The 15,202-nt window shown below is 63.0% G+C and carries 15 protein-coding genes; 7 read left to right on the forward strand and 8 right to left on the reverse strand.

The window, feature by feature from the left end; genetic code table 11:
• Positions 1–33 precede the first annotated feature (33 nt).
• The 6 genes from pqqA (at position 34) to LOY37_RS25045 (ending at position 5,056) form a co-directional block, all read left to right on the forward strand.
• Positions 34–105 carry a pyrroloquinoline quinone precursor peptide PqqA gene (pqqA, locus tag LOY37_RS25020; protein ID WP_008365141.1) on the forward strand — a complete coding sequence of 24 codons (72 nt, stop codon included), beginning with the start codon at positions 34–36 and terminating at the stop codon, positions 103–105.
• Positions 106–172: 67 nt separating this feature from the next.
• Positions 173–1,084, forward strand: a complete 912-nt coding sequence (gene pqqB, locus LOY37_RS25025; RefSeq protein ID WP_045199237.1) for a pyrroloquinoline quinone biosynthesis protein PqqB — start codon at positions 173–175, stop codon at positions 1,082–1,084.
• Between the two features lie 8 nt (positions 1,085–1,092).
• Positions 1,093–1,848, forward strand: a complete 756-nt coding sequence (gene pqqC, locus LOY37_RS25030; RefSeq protein WP_045199236.1) for a pyrroloquinoline-quinone synthase PqqC — start codon at positions 1,093–1,095, stop codon at positions 1,846–1,848.
• The gene (pqqD, locus tag LOY37_RS25035; protein WP_045199234.1) at positions 1,845–2,120 is read left to right on the forward strand and encodes a pyrroloquinoline quinone biosynthesis peptide chaperone PqqD; all 276 of its coding nucleotides are present in this window, start codon (positions 1,845–1,847) and stop codon (positions 2,118–2,120) included. The genes pqqC and pqqD overlap by 4 nt, the downstream gene beginning before the upstream one ends.
• Entirely contained in the window at positions 2,092–3,252 is a 1,161-nt protein-coding gene (gene pqqE / locus LOY37_RS25040) for a pyrroloquinoline quinone biosynthesis protein PqqE (RefSeq protein ID WP_213603077.1), read from the forward strand. The genes pqqD and pqqE overlap by 29 nt, the downstream gene beginning before the upstream one ends.
• Positions 3,218–5,056 (forward strand): S9 family peptidase, encoded by a 1,839-nt coding sequence (locus tag LOY37_RS25045; protein ID WP_258715942.1) that lies wholly within the window; start codon positions 3,218–3,220, stop codon positions 5,054–5,056. Before pqqE ends, LOY37_RS25045 begins: the two co-directional genes overlap by 35 nt.
• Before the next feature lie 36 nt (positions 5,057–5,092).
• On the opposite strand, the gene LOY37_RS25050 is transcribed toward LOY37_RS25045, so the two are convergent.
• The 3 genes from LOY37_RS25050 to LOY37_RS25060 all read right to left on the reverse strand — a co-directional run bounded on the left by LOY37_RS25050 (position 5,093) and on the right by LOY37_RS25060 (position 7,382).
• Entirely contained in the window at positions 5,093–5,251 is a 159-nt protein-coding gene (locus tag LOY37_RS25050; RefSeq protein ID WP_003177654.1) for a YqaE/Pmp3 family membrane protein, read from the reverse strand.
• A 164-nt stretch (positions 5,252–5,415) separates the two neighbouring features.
• The gene (locus tag LOY37_RS25055; protein ID WP_258715943.1) at positions 5,416–6,687 is read right to left on the reverse strand and encodes an aspartate aminotransferase family protein; all 1,272 of its coding nucleotides are present in this window, start codon (positions 6,685–6,687) and stop codon (positions 5,416–5,418) included.
• A complete protein-coding gene (locus tag LOY37_RS25060; protein WP_258715944.1) occupies positions 6,684–7,382 on the reverse strand; it encodes an MOSC domain-containing protein in 699 nt (232 codons plus the stop codon). Before LOY37_RS25060 ends, LOY37_RS25055 begins: the two co-directional genes overlap by 4 nt.
• 102 nt (positions 7,383–7,484) lie before the next feature.
• Here LOY37_RS25060 and LOY37_RS25065 point away from each other — a divergent pair, with 102 nt between their 5' ends.
• Complete coding sequence (locus tag LOY37_RS25065; RefSeq protein WP_045199221.1) at positions 7,485–8,408, forward strand: LysR family transcriptional regulator; 924 nt, start codon at positions 7,485–7,487, stop codon at positions 8,406–8,408.
• A 229-nt stretch (positions 8,409–8,637) separates the two neighbouring features.
• Here the strand turns inward: LOY37_RS25065 and LOY37_RS25070 are convergent, their stop codons facing one another.
• The 5 genes from LOY37_RS25070 to bioD all read right to left on the reverse strand — a co-directional run bounded on the left by LOY37_RS25070 (position 8,638) and on the right by bioD (position 15,202).
• On the reverse strand, positions 8,638–10,416 hold the full coding sequence (locus LOY37_RS25070; RefSeq protein ID WP_258715945.1) for an acyl-CoA dehydrogenase C-terminal domain-containing protein: 1,779 nt from the start codon (positions 10,414–10,416) through the stop codon (positions 8,638–8,640).
• Positions 10,417–10,537: 121 nt separating this feature from the next.
• Positions 10,538–11,821: a diguanylate cyclase gene (locus tag LOY37_RS25075; RefSeq protein ID WP_045199217.1), complete on the reverse strand. Its 1,284-nt coding sequence runs from the start codon at positions 11,819–11,821 to the stop codon at positions 10,538–10,540.
• 221 nt (positions 11,822–12,042) lie between these two features.
• Complete coding sequence (locus LOY37_RS25080) at positions 12,043–13,848, reverse strand: phenylacyl-CoA dehydrogenase (RefSeq protein WP_010221411.1); 1,806 nt, start codon at positions 13,846–13,848, stop codon at positions 12,043–12,045.
• A 269-nt stretch (positions 13,849–14,117) separates the two neighbouring features.
• A complete protein-coding gene (locus LOY37_RS25085; protein WP_045199215.1) occupies positions 14,118–14,414 on the reverse strand; it encodes a hypothetical protein in 297 nt (98 codons plus the stop codon).
• Between the two features lie 107 nt (positions 14,415–14,521).
• The gene (gene bioD / locus LOY37_RS25090; RefSeq protein ID WP_258715946.1) at positions 14,522–15,202 is read right to left on the reverse strand and encodes a dethiobiotin synthase; all 681 of its coding nucleotides are present in this window, start codon (positions 15,200–15,202) and stop codon (positions 14,522–14,524) included.

Below are 15,202 nucleotides of genomic sequence, written 5' to 3' on the forward strand. Positions count from 1 at the left end.
CAACCCCCAGACCTATCCGGAAGGAGTAATCCCATGTGGACCAAACCTGCTTACACTGACCTGCGTATCGGCTTTGAAGTGACCATGTATTTCGCAAGCCGCTGAACCTGCTTGCGGTACAACGCCTCGGCCCGCCGGGGCGTTTTTATTTCAGGACGCGGCAGGAGTGGCCATGTACATCCAGATTCTAGGTTCCGCCGCCGGTGGCGGTTTTCCCCAGTGGAACTGCAACTGCGCCAACTGCAAAGGCTTTCGCGACGGCAGCCTGCGCGCGACGGCGCGCACCCAGTCATCGATTGCCCTGTCTGACGACGGTATCCACTGGGTGCTGTGCAACGCCTCGCCGGACATCCGCGCACAGCTGCAAAGCTTTGCCCCGATGCAGCCGGCCCGGGCCCTGCGCGACACCGGCATCAATGCCATCGTCCTGCTCGACAGCCAGATCGACCACACCACCGGCCTGCTCAGCCTGCGCGAAGGCTGCCCGCACCAGGTCTGGTGCACCGACATGGTCCATCAGGACCTGAGCACTGGTTTCCCGCTGTTCACCATGCTCAGCCACTGGAACGGTGGCCTGCAGTGGCAGCGCATCGAGCTCGAAGGCAGCTTCGTCATCGATGCCTGTCCGAACCTGCGCTTCACCCCCTTCCCACTGCGTAGCGCCGCACCGCCCTACTCTCCGCACCGCTTCGACCCACACCCGGGTGACAACCTCGGGCTGATGGTCGAAGACCTGCGCACCGGCGGCAAGCTGTTCTACGCCCCGGGCCTGGGCCAGGTCGACGGCAAATTGTTGCAGATGATGAGCGACGCCGACTGCCTGCTGGTCGACGGCACCCTCTGGGAGGATGATGAAATGCAGCGCCGCGGTGTCGGCACCCGCACCGGCCGCGAGATGGGCCACCTGGCGCAGAACGGCCCGGGCGGCATGCTCGAGGTACTGGAAGGCTTCCCGCGTCAGCGCAAGGTGCTTATCCACATCAACAACACCAACCCGATTCTCGATGAGGATTCGGCCGAACGCGCCGAATGCGTACGCCGCGGCGTCGAAGTGGCCTTCGACGGCATGAGCATCACCCTCTAGGAGCCGACATGAGCGACGCCAAACCGCTGTCCCCCGCCGAATTCGAACAGGCCCTGCGCGCCAAGGGCGCCTATTACCACATTCATCACCCCTACCATGTGGCGATGTATGAAGGCCGCGCGAGCCGCGAGCAGATCCAGGGCTGGGTGGCCAACCGTTTCTATTACCAGGTCAACATCCCGATGAAAGACGCCGCGATCCTGGCCAACTGCCCGGACCGCGAAATCCGCCGCGAGTGGATTCAGCGCCTGCTCGACCATGACGGCGCCCCTGGCGAAGACGGCGGCATCGAAGCCTGGCTGCGCCTGGGCCAGGCGGTCGGCCTCGATCCGCAGCAGCTGCGTTCCCAGGAACTGGTGCTGCCTGGCGTGCGTTTTGCCGTGGATGCCTACGTCAACTTCGCCCGCCGCGCCAGCTGGCAAGAGGCGGCCAGCAGCTCGCTGACCGAGCTGTTCGCCCCGCAGATCCATCAGTCGCGGCTCGACAGCTGGCCGCAGCACTACCCATGGATCGACCCGGCCGGCTACGAGTACTTCCGCACTCGCCTGGGCCAGGCCCGGCGTGACGTCGAGCATGGGCTGGCAATTACCCTGCAGCACTACACTACAGTTGAAGGGCAGCAGCGCATGCTGGAGATCCTGCAGTTCAAGCTGGACATCCTCTGGAGCATGCTCGATGCCATGAGCATGGCTTACGAACTGAACCGCCCGCCCTATCACAGTGTCACCAGCGAAAGGGTCTGGCACAAAGGAATCGCCCTATGAGTTTTAATCGCGCGCAAGTTCCGGCCTGGCGCCCGGGCTATCGCTTCCAGTACGAGCCGGCGCAAAAGGGCCATGTGCTGTTGTACCCGGAAGGGATGATCAAGCTCAACGACAGCGCTGCGCTGATCGGCGGGCTGATCGACGGCCAGCGCGATGTCGCTGCGATCATCGCCGAGCTGGACAAGCAGTTCCCTGGCGTACCTGAACTTGGTGACGACATCGAGCAGTTCATGGAGGTGGCCCGTGCCGAACACTGGATCAGCCTTGCCTGAATTGCCGGCAAAACCTGACGTCGGCCTGCCGCTGTGGCTGCTCGCCGAGCTGACCTACCGTTGCCCGCTGCAGTGCCCGTACTGCTCCAACCCCCTGGACTTCGCCGCCCAGGGCCAGGAGCTGAGCACCGCGCAGTGGTTCAAGGTGATGGCCGAAGCGCGGGAAATGGGCGCCGCGCAACTGGGCTTTTCCGGCGGTGAGCCGCTGGTGCGCCAGGACCTGGCCGAACTGATCGGCGAGGGCCGGCGCCTGGGTTACTACACCAACCTGATCACCTCCGGCATCGGCCTCACCGAACAGAAGATCGCCACCTTCAAAGAGGCCGGGCTGGACCATATCCAGATCAGCTTCCAGGCCAGCGACGAGCAAGTGAACAACCTGCTGGCCGGCTCGAAGAAGGCCTTCGCGCAAAAGCTGGAAATGGCCCGCGCGGTAAAAGCCCATGGCTACCCGATGGTGCTGAACTTCGTCACCCATCGGCACAACATCGATAAGATCGACCGCATCATCGAGCTGTGCGTGGCCCTGGAAGCCGACTTCGTTGAACTGGCCACTTGTCAGTTCTATGGCTGGGCGCACCTGAACCGCGTCGGCCTGCTGCCGACCCGCGCCCAGCTCGAACGCGCCGAGCGCATCACCAACGAGTACCGGGCCAAACTGCAAGCCGCCGGCAACCCGTGCAAGCTGATCTTCGTCACCCCGGACTATTACGAAGAGCGCCCCAAGGCCTGTATGAACGGCTGGGGCAGCGTGTTCCTCACCGTCACCCCGGACGGCACTGCCCTGCCCTGCCATGGCGCCCGGCAGTTACCGGTGCAGTTTCCCAATGTGCGCGACCACAGCATGCAGCACATCTGGTACGACTCGTTCGGGTTCAATCGCTTTCGCGGTTATGACTGGATGCCCGAGCCGTGCCGTTCCTGCGACGAAAAGGAGAAAGACTTCGGCGGCTGCCGCTGCCAGGCCTTCATGCTCACCGGCGACGCCAGCAATGCCGACCCGGTTTGCGCCAAGTCGGCCGAGCACGGCATCATCCTCAAGGCGCGTGAAGACGCCGAACATGCCCATCAGACCATCGACGAGCTGACCTTCCGTAATGAGCGAAACTCCCGTGTCATTGTCCGCGGCTGAGCGTTTCAGCGCCGAACAGGCGGTCGCCGCCGGTACCGATTTTGCCGAGCTGCGGGTTGCCGCCCAGGGCCTGTTCTGGAACGAGTTTCGCCCCAGCGACGGCGCCTGCCGGATCTGGCACTGGCGCGATGGCCAGGCCCGCTGCCTGACGCCCAATGGTTTCAGCGTGCGCAGCCGGGTGTATGAATACGGTGGCGGCAGCTTCTGCCTGAGCGACGATGGCCTGGTGTTCGTCAACGAGGCCGACCAACAGCTCTATTGCCAGAACCTTGACGGTGGGTTGCCGCAACCCCTGACCGAGGGTCTGAAGCGTTACGGCGACCTGCGCTGGGCCAATGGCCAGGTACTGGCAGTGGAAGAAAGCCATGGCCCGGGGGCGGTCGAGCATCGCCTGGTGGCCATCGCCAAGGGCAGCCGTGAAGTACTGGCCGAAGGCGCCGACTTCTACGCCGCGCCCACCCTCAGCGCCGATAGCTCGCGCCTGGCCTGGATAGAATGGAGCCGCCCCGAGCAACCATGGACCGCAACCCGGTTGCTGTGTTGCCAGCGCCAGGCCAATGGCCGCTGGAGCACACCGCGCTGTATCGCCGGTGAACAAGGCCCGCAACAGTCCCTGCAGCAACCACATTTTGATGCCGGCGGCCGCTTGTATTGCCTGTCCGACCGCAACGGTTATTGGCAACCCTGGGGCGAAACCGTCGCAGGCTGGAGCGCATTGCCGGCCGCCGCTGCCGACCACGCCGGCGCGCCCTGGCAACTGGGCGCCAGCACCTGGCTGGCGCTGGATCAGCAACACTACCTGGCCAGCTGGTTCGAAAACGGCTTCAGTCGTTTAGGCATCTGTCATGCCGACGGTTCGGTAGAAGACTACAGCGCGAACTACAACCGCTTCCGCTGCCTAGACCTCGACGAGCAGCACATCTATGCCATTGCCGCGTCGGCCATCAGCCCACCTGCGGTTATCGCCATCAACCGCCAGAATCATCAGGTGCAAGTGTTGGCAGGCGGTGCCTTGCCGCTGCCGGCCGAACGCATCAGCCGCCCGCAGGCCCTGCGCTACCCCAGTGGCGATGGTTTCGCTCATGGTTTCTTCTACCCGGCCATGAACGGTGAGGCGCAGCCGCCACTGCTGGTGTTCATCCATGGCGGGCCGACCTCGGCCTGCTACCCGGTGCTCGACCCGCGCATCCAGTACTGGGCCCAGCGCGGTTTTGCCGTGGCCGACCTCAATTACCGAGGCAGCAGCAGCTATGGCCGCGACTATCGCCAGGCCCTGCACCTGCGCTGGGGCGAGATTGACGTCGAAGATGCCTGCGCCGTGGTCAGGCACCTGGCCGAACGCAAGCTGATCGACCCCCAGCGCGCGTTCATCCGTGGCGGCAGCGCTGGCGGCTACACCACCCTCTGTGCCCTGGCGTTCCATGATGTATTCCGCGCCGGTGCCAGCCTCTACGGCGTCAGCGACCCGCAGGCGCTGGCCCGCGCCACGCACAAATTCGAAGGCGATTACCTGGACTGGCTGATCGGCGACCCGGTAGCCGACGCCGAACGTTACCAGCAGCGCACGCCGTTGCTGCACGCCGCCAACATCAAGGTGCCGGTGATCTTCTTCCAGGGTGAGCTGGATGCCGTGGTGGTGCCGGAACAGACCCGTTCGATGCTGGATGCATTGAAAGCCAACGGCATTCGCGCCGAAGGGCATTTCTACCCATCGGAGCGTCACGGTTTTCGTACCGCGAGCAACCTGGCGCATGCGCTGGAAGAGGAATGGAAGTTCTATCGGCGGGTGCTGGAGGGCAGTTAGATCGCTATCGCGACCCGACTTGACCCGCGATTGGCCTCACCGCTTGGCGATGATATACACCGCATGCACGATGCCCGGAATGTACCCCAGCAACGTCAGCAGGATGTTCAGCCAGAAGGCGCCGCCGAAGCCGACCTGCAGGAACACGCCCAGCGGCGGCAGGAGAATGGCGATGATGATACGAATAAAATCCATTGGGCAGCTCCCTTCAAAGATGTACTAGAACTGACTCTAGCGCGGCACCAGGGTTCCACTCGTCGGCAACAGACAAAAAAACGCCCCAAGCCAAAAACAACAGGCCCGGGGCGATGCGCAGGAACGCGAGACGGTTCGGAAAATTCGTTAACGCGATGTATTGATCAGGCCGTGGCCTCGCGTCGCTGGTTCTGCTGCGCGGCATGCACGCGGGCAAAGGCCCGGGCCAGGCGCAACAGCATTTCGTCGATGTTGCCCTTGCTCACCGTCAGTGCCGGCGAAAAGCGCAACACGTCGGCTTGCGGGGCATTGAGCAGCAGGCCTTCGTGCAAGGCAGCCTGGACCAGCTCGCCCGCATTGTCTTCGCTCAGTTGCAGCGCCCAGAGCAGCCCCTGGCCACGCACCTCGACCTGGCCATAGCGGCCGGCCAACCGGCTCAGGCCATCGCGCAGGTGCCGCCCGGAATCTTGCACATGCTCGAAGAAGCCCACCTCCAGCACGGTCTGCAATACCGCCAGGCCTGCCGCAGTCATCAGTGCATTGCCATGGTGACTGCCTTCCAGCTCGCCGGGCGCGGCGCAGCAGGCGCTGCCACGGGCCAGCAGGGCCGCCAAGGGCACGCCGCCACCCAGGCCTTTGCCGAGGGTGAGGATATCGGCACGTACGCCGTACAGCTGTTCGGCGAGCATCGCCCCGCAGCGGCCGACGCCGGTCTGCACTTCATCGAGAATCAGCAGGATGCCGAGTTCGCGGCACAGGCGCTCGACGCCCTGCAGGTACGCCTGGGTCGCCGGAATCACCCCGGCTTCGCCCTGGATCGGTTCGAGCATGATCGCCACGGTGCGCGAGTCGACCGCCGCGTGCAGCGCTTCAAGGTCGTTGAACGGCACCTTGCTGAAACCCGGCAGCCCTGGCTCACAACGATTGCACGGCGACGGGTCGGAAGCCGACAACGCGCCCAGGCTGCGGCCATGGCAGCTCTGGCTGGCGGTGATGATGTGGTAGGCGCCATTGCGATGCAACTGGCCCCATTTGCGCGCCAGCTTGATCGCCCCTTCACAGGCTTCGGCGCCGCTGTTGAGCAGATAGGCCTGATCGCTGCCGGTGCTTTCGCACAGTTGGTTGACCAGATTCAACAGGCCGCGATTATGAAAACCGGCACCCGGATTGATCAGCGCCTGGGCCTGGCTGCCCAAGGCTTTGACCAGCACGCTGGGGCTGTGGCCGAGGCTGTTGACTGCACAGCCCTGGGTGAAGTCCAGGTAAGCGTGGCCTTCACTGTCCCATAACCACGAACCCTGGCCGCGAACGAACACCTGGGGCGCTCGCGCTACCGCCGGCATCAGGCATTCCCGCGACAGGTCTTCTACCGGTTGCGCAGCGAGCTTGCGCTCGGCCACGGCGGGAGCCGGGCGGCGCAGGTTGAACAGGTTCATGCGCGCAGCCCCTCGAGCGGCAGACCAAGCAAACGCGCGCTCCAGTCTTCGACCTGACCGGTGCGCATGCGCTTGATGGCGATATCGCGCCAGCGAGACGAGAGGGCCGGACAATCCACCAGCTTTTTCAAACCTGCATGCTCCAGAGGTTCACGGTAAAAAGTGCGTAGCGCCCAGGCCACGGTCAGGCCCGGATAACTGCGTTGAATCAGTTCAAAAGGCTCGTCGGCGCTGACGAAACCAGGCCTGAGCACCCGGTAGAACCAGCCACAGCGGCCACTGTCCTGGGCCTGTTGCGGCAGGTTCGGCAAACCCCAGCGATGGCTCAGGCGATAGCACGGCGAACGCGGCTGGCTGATCTGCAGCAGCGCCCCGCCCCAGCGAAACATATCGCCCAGGCAGACCTGATGTTCATCCAGGCCGTGGGTCGAGAGGTTTTCGCCAAAACCCGGGGCGCACCAGTCGATCTGTGGATAACGTTGCCGCCACCAGGCGTAGTGTTCGGCCGGGTAGTGGTGCAAGGCCCGTTCGGGGCCGGTATGAAAGCGTGGGTCGCCGTGTTCGTCGCTACCCAACCCTTGCGGCCATAACCACAAGCGTCTTGCAACCTCCTGCTTATCGATATCAGTCAACAAGCCATGCCCGAGGTTTTTTGCCTTGCCTATGTAAACGCCATCCACATACACGGTATTCATCGCGCCTTCTGGCCCTGTAAACCTTGTGAATACGGGATAGACTAGGCCTCTTGGAGGCTAACGGCCATTTGGTTTTTCGAGCATTTTTGATAAGTATTACTTATGGATTTTCGCCAACTGCGTTATTTCGTCGCGGTGTATGAAGAGGGCCACGTCGGCCGCGCCGCCGAGCGCCTGTCGCTGTCGCAACCGGCGCTGTCACAGCAGATCCGCCAGCTTGAACAGAACCTCGATGTCAGCCTGTTCGAGCGCGGCAACAAGCGCCTGCTGCCGACCCTGGCCGCGCACACCCTGTACAACCACGCCCTGCCCTTGCTCGATGGCCTGCAGCGGGCCCGTGAGGCCCTGCGCAATTTCAAGGGCCAGTCGTTGCGCACCTTGGCCATCGGCGTGCTGCAAACCGTGCGGCCAAGCCTGGTGCCGCAACTGCTAGACCGGGTGCGCAAGGCGCAGCCGCACCTGGTGGTGCAAATCTATGAGCTGTCGGGGCTGGAGATCGAGCGGCGCCTGCTCAATGGCAGCCTGGACATCGGCATCAGCTACCTGCCGCCGCGCCAGCCCGGCCTGCATGGGCTGTTACTGTACGAAGACGAGCTGCAACTGGTCATCCCCAACACCCACCCCTTGCGCGAATTCAAGAAGGTATCGCTCAAGCAGGCCGCCGAATTGCCGATGCTGCTGCTCGGCGAAGAATTTCAGGTGCGGCAGATCTGGCAGTCGCAACTGGCCAACCTCGGCCGGCGCCCGCAAGTGCAGGCGGAAATGAACAACATGGGCGGGATTCTCGACAGCCTCGCGCACACCTCGCTGGCAACGGTACTGCCCGGGCGCGCCAAGGAAGTGGTCGAAGATGACCAGGACTTGTTGTGGAAGCCATTGAGCGAACCACGGGTGCCGCTGAAGATCGGCCTGGTGTTTCGCGATGCGCAGCGCCAGCAAGCCTCGGTGGAGTTGCTGCGCAACCTGCTGGAAGAAGAAGCCGACCCGCGCCAGATCGGCGTGTCGCCGCTGGATGTACTGGGCTGAGGTCAAATCGCAGGCAAAAGAAAACCCCGCCGAAGCGGGGCTTTGCAGACTGTTTCCCTGACATCCTTTTCGCCCCGCCATCCTGGCAGGAATCCTTCGTGTCCGTGTTCTGTACTTTGCGCTTCCTGCGCTACGTCCATGTGAGAAGATTAACTGTGGATCCAATCTTCCGATAGAGGCGAAAAGTCACCACGTCATGTAAGAGAATGCTTACAAACAACTATTACGCTTAAAACTGCGCCGCATCCAGGAGGTACAGCGACTCGCTACCGGCTTTGACCGAAGCGCTCAGCGAGTGAATCCGCGGCAGCAGACGGGCGAAATAGAAGCGTGCGGTGCCCAGCTTGCTGGCGTAGAAATCGTCCTCGCCTTGCTTGGCCAGGGCGGTCCGGGCCATCAACGCCCACATGTAGGCATAAGCGGTATAGCCAAACGCCTGCAGGTATTCAACAGACGCCGCGCCGATTTCATTCGGGTTGCTCTTGGCCCGGTCGAGCACCCAGGCGGTCAGGTCGTCGAGGTTGTCGAGGGCGGCATTCAGCGGTTTGACGAACTCGCCCAGCTCGCTGCCAGCGCTGGCGGTGAAGTGGCGGATCTCGTCGGCGAACAACTTGTACAGCGCGCCGCCGCTACCAACCACCTTGCGCCCCATCAGGTCGAGGGCCTGGATGCCGTTGGTGCCTTCGTAGATCTGGGTGATGCGCACATCGCGCACCAGCTGCTCCTGGCCCCACTCACGAATGTAACCGTGGCCACCGAACACTTGCTGGCCATGCACCGCCGACTCCAGGCCGAGGTCGGTGAGAAATGCCTTGGCCACCGGCGTCAGCAAGGCCACCAGGTCTTCACCGCGCTTGCGGGTCTGGGCGTCTTCGCTGAACTTGGCGGTATCGAGCTGCATCGCCACATAGGTGGAGAATGCACGACCCCCTTCGTTGAGGGCCTTCATGGTCAGCAGCATGCGCCGCACATCAGGGTGGACGATGATCGGGTCGGCGACCTTGTCCTTGGCTTGCGGGCCGGTTGGCGAGCGGCTCTGCAGGCGGTCGCGGGCATATTCGATGGCGTTCTGGTAGGAGCGCTCGGCCGAGGCCAGGCCCTGGATACCAACGCCCAGGCGCTCGTAGTTCATCATGGTGAACATCGCCGCCAGGCCCTTGTTCGGCTCGCCGACCAGGTAACCGACCGCTTCATCGAAGTTCATCACGCAGGTGGCCGAGGCCTGGATGCCCATCTTGTGCTCGATCGAGCCGCAAGTGGCCGGGTTGCGCGCGCCCAGGCTGCCATCGGCATTGACCAGGACCTTCGGTACCAGGAACAGGGAAATGCCCTTCGGCCCGGCAGGGGCGTCCGGCAACTTGGCCAGCACCAGGTGGATGATGTTCTCGGTGAGGTCGTGCTCGCCACCGGTGATGAAGATCTTCGTGCCGCTGACCTTGTAGCTGCCGTCCGCCTGAGGCTCGGCCTTGGTGCGGATGATGCCCAGGTCGGTGCCGGCGTGCGGCTCGGTCAGGCACATGGAGCCGGCCCAGATACCGGCGTACATGTTCGGCAGGTACTTTGCCTTGAGCTCTTCACTGGCGTGGGCGTTGATCGACAGGCAGGCACCGGCAGTCAGCATCGGGTACAGGCCGAACGCCAGGCTGGACGAGTTGACCATCTCCTCGACCTGGGCCGAGATCACCTTGGGCATGCCCATGCCGCCGTAGGCCGGGTCGCCACCGACGCCCACCCAGCCGCCTTCGGCGTAGGTCTGGTAGGCCTCGATGAAACCGGCGGGGGTGCTCACCGCACCGTTGTCCCAGTGGCAGCCTTCTTCATCGGCGCTGCGGCTCAGCGGCGCGATGCTCTTGCTGGTGACCTTGCCGGCTTCTTCGAGCACCGCCAGCGCGGTTTCTTCGTCGACCACTTCGGCCAGGCCCGGCAACTGCGCCCAGAGCTTGGACACCTCGAAGACTTCATTGAGGACGAAGCGCATATCGCGCAGGGGCGCTTTATAGTCAGCCATGGCTACCTCTCACACTAGAGTCGGGGACGGCCCGCAGGCCGCATCACTGTTATGCAAGCAGTGTAACCGAACAACTTTTGTGACACATAGGGTCATCTGGCGACTGTATAGTCTATTTCGGTCACGCCATGCGTACGGCACCACGCTTGGCCTGTACACCGTAGGCGACGACACAGTTACGCCCGGCACCTTTGGCGCTGTACAAGGCTTGGTCGGCGGACTTGAGTACTTCGTCGGGTGAGCGATGATCGGCCAGACGCTCGCTGACGCCGATACTGATGGTCACCGAAACGCTTGAGGCCGCCGACGCACCGCGGCGCTGGCGCCCTTGCTGGTCGTCCTGGGGGCGGCTGTCCTGATTGCGCAACTGGATGTTGTAGTTGGCGATCACCTCGCGCACGGCCTCAAGGTGCGGCATGCACTCCTCGATGCTCTTGCCGGCGAACACCACGGCAAATTCCTCACCGCCATAGCGATAGGCCCGACCACCGCCGGTAACTTTGGACAGCTTGCTGGCCACCAGGCGCAACACCTGGTCACCGACGTCGTGGCCATGGGTGTCGTTGAATTTCTTGAAGTGGTCGACGTCGGTCATCGCCAGCACATAGTTGCGCCCCAGGCGCTGCATGCGTTCGTTGAGCGCGCGGCGGCCGGGCAAGCCGGTCAGCTCATCGCGGAAGGCCATCTGATAAGCCTCGTGGGACACCGCTGCGGCAATCATCAGCATCACCTGGCTGCACATGATGTTCAGGGTGAACGGCAGGATGAAAGTCTTGGGCAGCATCCAGAAGATACCGATCAGGCCGATCAACTGCGCGGCATGCAACGGCCGTGGCTGGCGCAGGTACTGCACCACCAGCAGGATGAAGGCGCAGAAGAACACCGGGTAGGCCAGCTGGATCAGGCTCATCCACTGGCCGTGCAGCGATGGCCAGCGGATCTCCGCCAGCCAGCTCAGCAGTGCCTGCGGGAAACTCTGCTCCAGGCCCAGGGCGACGCTGCCCACGGCCAGCAGTACGGCGAAGCGCGCGACCATGTCCTGGAACAGGTGGGTACGCTCCTGCCAGGCGCCATACAGGGCAAACATCAGCGGCAACAGCAGGCAAACCAAGTGGAACACCACCGCTGCGTCTTCGCGCACGCGACCGTTGTCGCGGTAGAAGTCGGTCTGGGTGTCGAGGAGAAAGTAGGCGATGTACACCGTGAGCATCAGAAACAGTTCGCGCTGACGACGGTACACGGCGCAATAGGCGCCGCCGAGCAACAGGACCAGAGTAGGCAGGACATTGAACAGTGAGGTGAAAAAGACGCTGAGGTCTCTCACATAAGCGGCCGCGAGCCCCGACACCAGCAAACAGACTGATGGCAGGAAGTGGCTCAGGCGTACAGCGGATAAACGAAACAAGGGTAATCTCCGACCCGGCAGATCAATAATGGCATTGTGCCTTAATGTATCGGCAGCGCACATGAATAGATGAATGCGCTTGGTCGGTGGGAGCGGGCTTGCCCCGCGATAGCATTCTGTCAGCTACCTCACATCGCGGGGCAAGCCCGCTCCCACAGAAAACAAAAGGCAAAAAAAACGCCTGCCGGTGAGGGCAGGCGTTTTTCCTTACAGCCTTTGAATCAGTACGACAGACCGAAGTGCTCTTCGTTCATGTCCATCAGGTTGTTGGCGCCCGACAGCATGGTTGCGACATGGGTGCGGGTACGCGGCAGGATGCGCTGGAAGTAGAAACGCGCGGTCTGCAGCTTGGCGGTGTAGAAGGCTTCTTCAGTGGTGCCGGCAGCCAGCTTCTCGGCAGCCAGGCGCGCCATGTCGGCCCAGAAGTAGGCAAGGCAGGCGTAACCGGAGTACATCAGGTAGTCCACCGAAGCGGCGCCGACTTCTTCGCGGTCTTTCATTGCAGCCATACCGACCTTCATGGTCAGCTCGCCCCACTCTTTGTTCAGCTGGGCCAGCGGTGCGACGAACTCGCTGATCGCCTCGTTGCCTTCGTTGCCCTGGCAGAACTTGTGCACGATCTTGGTGAAGCCCTTGAGCGCTTCGCCCTGGGTCATCAGTACTTTACGGCCGAGCAGGTCCAGCGCCTGGATGCCGGTGGTGCCTTCGTACAGCATCGAGATGCGGCTGTCGCGAACGTTCTGCTCCATGCCCCACTCGGCGATGAAGCCGTGGCCGCCGTAGATCTGTACGCCGTGGTTGGCTGCTTCGAAGCCGACTTCAGTCATGAACGCCTTGGCGATCGGCGTCATGAAGGCCAGCAGTGCGTCGGCCTTCTTCTTCTCTTCTTCGTCCTGGCTGTACTTGACGATGTCCACCTGCTTGGCGGTGAAGTAGACCATGGCGCGGTTGCCTTCGGCGAACGCCTTCATGGTCAGCAGCATGCGACGTACGTCCGGGTGGACGATGATCGGGTCAGCGGCTTTATCCGGCGCTTTCGGGCCAGTCAGCGAGCGCATTTGCAGGCGGTCGCGAGCGTATTTCAGGCCGCCCTGGAACGCCACTTCAGCGTGGGCCAGGCCTTGCAGCGCGGTACCCAGGCGAGCAGTGTTCATGAAGGTGAACATGCAGTTCAGGCCTTTGTTGGCCGGGCCGATCAGGTAGCCGGTAGCGGCGTCGAAGTTCATCACGCAGGTGGCGTTGCCGTGGATGCCCATCTTGTGTTCGATCGAGCCACAGGAAACGGCGTTGCGCTCACCGACAGTGCCTTCGGCGGTCGGCAGGAACTTCGGCACGATGAACAGCGAAATGCCTTTGGTGCCAGCAGGAGCATCGGGCAGGCGGGCCAGGACGATGTGGACGATGTTGTCGGCCATGTCGTGCTCACCGGCCGAGATGAAGATCTTGGTGCCGGTAACTTTGTAGGAACCATCAGCCTGAGGTTCGGCCTTGGTGCGCAGCATGCCCAGGTCGGTACCGCAGTGTGGCTCGGTCAGGCACATGGTGCCGGTCCATTCGCCGGATACCAGCTTGGTCAGGTAGGTCTCCTGCTGCTCGGCGGTGCCGTGCTCGGAGATGGTGTTCATCGCGCCGTGGGACAGGCCAGGGTACATGCCCCACGACCAGTTCGACTCGCCAACCATTTCGCTGACCGCCAGGCCCAGCGACTCAGGCAGGCCCTGACCGCCGTGCTCGACGTCATGGGCCAGGCTCGGCCAGCCACCTTCGACGAACTGCTTGTAGGCTTCCTTGAAGCCGGATGGGGTTTTTACGCCCGACTCGCTCCAGGTGCAGCCTTCAAGGTCACCGACACGGTTCAGCGGGGCCAGTACCTGTTCACAAAACTTGGCGCCTTCCTCGAGGATGGCGTCAACCATGTCCGGGGTGGCGTCCTGGCAAGCCGGCAGGCTCTGATAATGCGCTTCGTAGCCGAGCAGCTCGTCACGAACGAAGCGAATATCACGCAAGGGGGCTTTGTAATCAGGCATAGCGATGAACCTCTGCTGATGAATCCTGGATAGGGAGACCGCGATATACCGACCAGCTCTAGGCGGCTTTCGGTCAAACAGTTGTTTGAAACATACGTTTACGCCGAAAACTTGTCAAGCATCAAGCAGAGGGCAGTTCGGCCATGCCAGACTGCGCGATTGCCCTGGCCAAATACCCCGCAAACGCGCAGCCGAGCGCCGGCCTGCAAGGCCAAGGCGCTGATACATAAAGACTAGTTGAAGGCGCGCAGAGGGCGAGCCGCAGGGGGTCAGGCGTAGGTATCGATCAGGGTGCCGAGCATTTCGTCCGATGCTTTGGCCACTTTGACACCAAGTTCGACCTGATGCTTGCCCAGCGCCATCTCGACGCTGCTGGTGGCCAGGTCCATCTGCTGGCTGCGATCGACCGCACGCAGGCGCTCGGCCTGATAGTCGCTGGACTGGCTGGTGGCGGCACGCTCGACGGTGGTGTTGGCGATCTGGCTGGCGGCCTGATCGACGCGGTTCTGCCCGGCCTGAATGGCGCCGAGCCCTGCGTAGTAGACTGAGTTGCCCGAGATTTCCATGTCGAAACTCCATGACGCTGAAGGCGAACAGCCTCTATTGAAGCAGACTTGCCAACAAAAGGCCCGTTGAAAACACTAATGGCACTGTGCCTTACGATAGACGAGCGTCAGTCCAGCAGGTCCAGTTGCAAGTGCGCGGCCACCGCTTCAGCGCTGACCTGCTTGAGCTTCGGCACCCGCCCGAGGCACGGCGCCGGTAAACGTTCGGCGAGGCTGGCGAGGTTTTCCTCCAGGCGCGAGGTGCGCGGGTCGACGATGTTGGCCACCCAGCCAGCCAGTTGCAGGCCGTCGCGGGCAATGGCTTCAGCCGTCAGCAAGGCGTGGTTGATGCAGCCCAGACGTACGCCGACCACAAGGATCACCGGCAGCTTCAGGGCCACGGCCAGGTCCGACAGATTGGCCTGGTCGGACAGCGGCACGCGCCAGCCGCCAGCACCTTCGATCAGGGTGAAATCAGCGCCTTGGGCCAGCACCTCGCGCATCGGCGTCAACAAGGCCTGCACGCTCAGGGCGATACCGGCCTCACGCGCCGCCAGGTGCGGGGCAATGGCCGGCGCGAAGGCGAACGGGTTGACCTGCTCGTAGGGCAGCTTGAGCGAACTTTCGGCGATCAGCGCCATGGCATCGGCGTTGCGCAGGCCCTTGCTGCTGGCCTCGCAACCGGACGCCACCGGCTTGGCACCGAGGGTGCTCAGGCCGGCCAGGTGCGCGGCGTGCAGCAGGCCGGCGGCGATGGTGGTCTTGCCGACGTCGGTGTCGGTCCCTGCAATGAAATAGGCCGGGTTCAT

Source organism: Pseudomonas sp. B21-012 (assembly GCF_024749305.1).
GTDB lineage: Bacteria > Pseudomonadota > Gammaproteobacteria > Pseudomonadales > Pseudomonadaceae > Aquipseudomonas.

Excerpts from the sequence above, each read along its gene's own strand:
- pqqC (WP_045199236.1), top strand. The coding sequence starts at position 1,093 with ATGAGCGACGCCAAACCGCTGTCCCCCGCCGAATTCGAACAGGCCCTG.
- pqqB (WP_045199237.1), top strand. The coding sequence starts at position 173 with ATGTACATCCAGATTCTAGGTTCCGCCGCCGGTGGCGGTTTTCCCCAG.
- pqqD (WP_045199234.1), top strand. The coding sequence starts at position 1,845 with ATGAGTTTTAATCGCGCGCAAGTTCCGGCCTGGCGCCCGGGCTATCGC.
- LOY37_RS25055 (WP_258715943.1), bottom strand. The coding sequence starts at position 6,687 with ATGAACCTGTTCAACCTGCGCCGCCCGGCTCCCGCCGTGGCCGAGCGC.
- LOY37_RS25045 (WP_258715942.1), top strand. The coding sequence starts at position 3,218 with ATGAGCGAAACTCCCGTGTCATTGTCCGCGGCTGAGCGTTTCAGCGCC.
- LOY37_RS25080 (WP_010221411.1), bottom strand. The coding sequence starts at position 13,848 with ATGCCTGATTACAAAGCCCCCTTGCGTGATATTCGCTTCGTTCGTGAC.
- LOY37_RS25060 (WP_258715944.1), bottom strand. The coding sequence starts at position 7,382 with ATGAATACCGTGTATGTGGATGGCGTTTACATAGGCAAGGCAAAAAAC.
- LOY37_RS25070 (WP_258715945.1), bottom strand. The coding sequence starts at position 10,416 with ATGGCTGACTATAAAGCGCCCCTGCGCGATATGCGCTTCGTCCTCAAT.
- LOY37_RS25065 (WP_045199221.1), top strand. The coding sequence starts at position 7,485 with ATGGATTTTCGCCAACTGCGTTATTTCGTCGCGGTGTATGAAGAGGGC.
- LOY37_RS25085 (WP_045199215.1), bottom strand. The coding sequence starts at position 14,414 with ATGGAAATCTCGGGCAACTCAGTCTACTACGCAGGGCTCGGCGCCATT.
- bioD (WP_258715946.1), bottom strand. The coding sequence starts at position 15,202 with ATGAACCCGGCCTATTTCATTGCAGGGACCGACACCGACGTCGGCAAG.
- LOY37_RS25050 (WP_003177654.1), bottom strand. The coding sequence starts at position 5,251 with ATGGATTTTATTCGTATCATCATCGCCATTCTCCTGCCGCCGCTGGGC.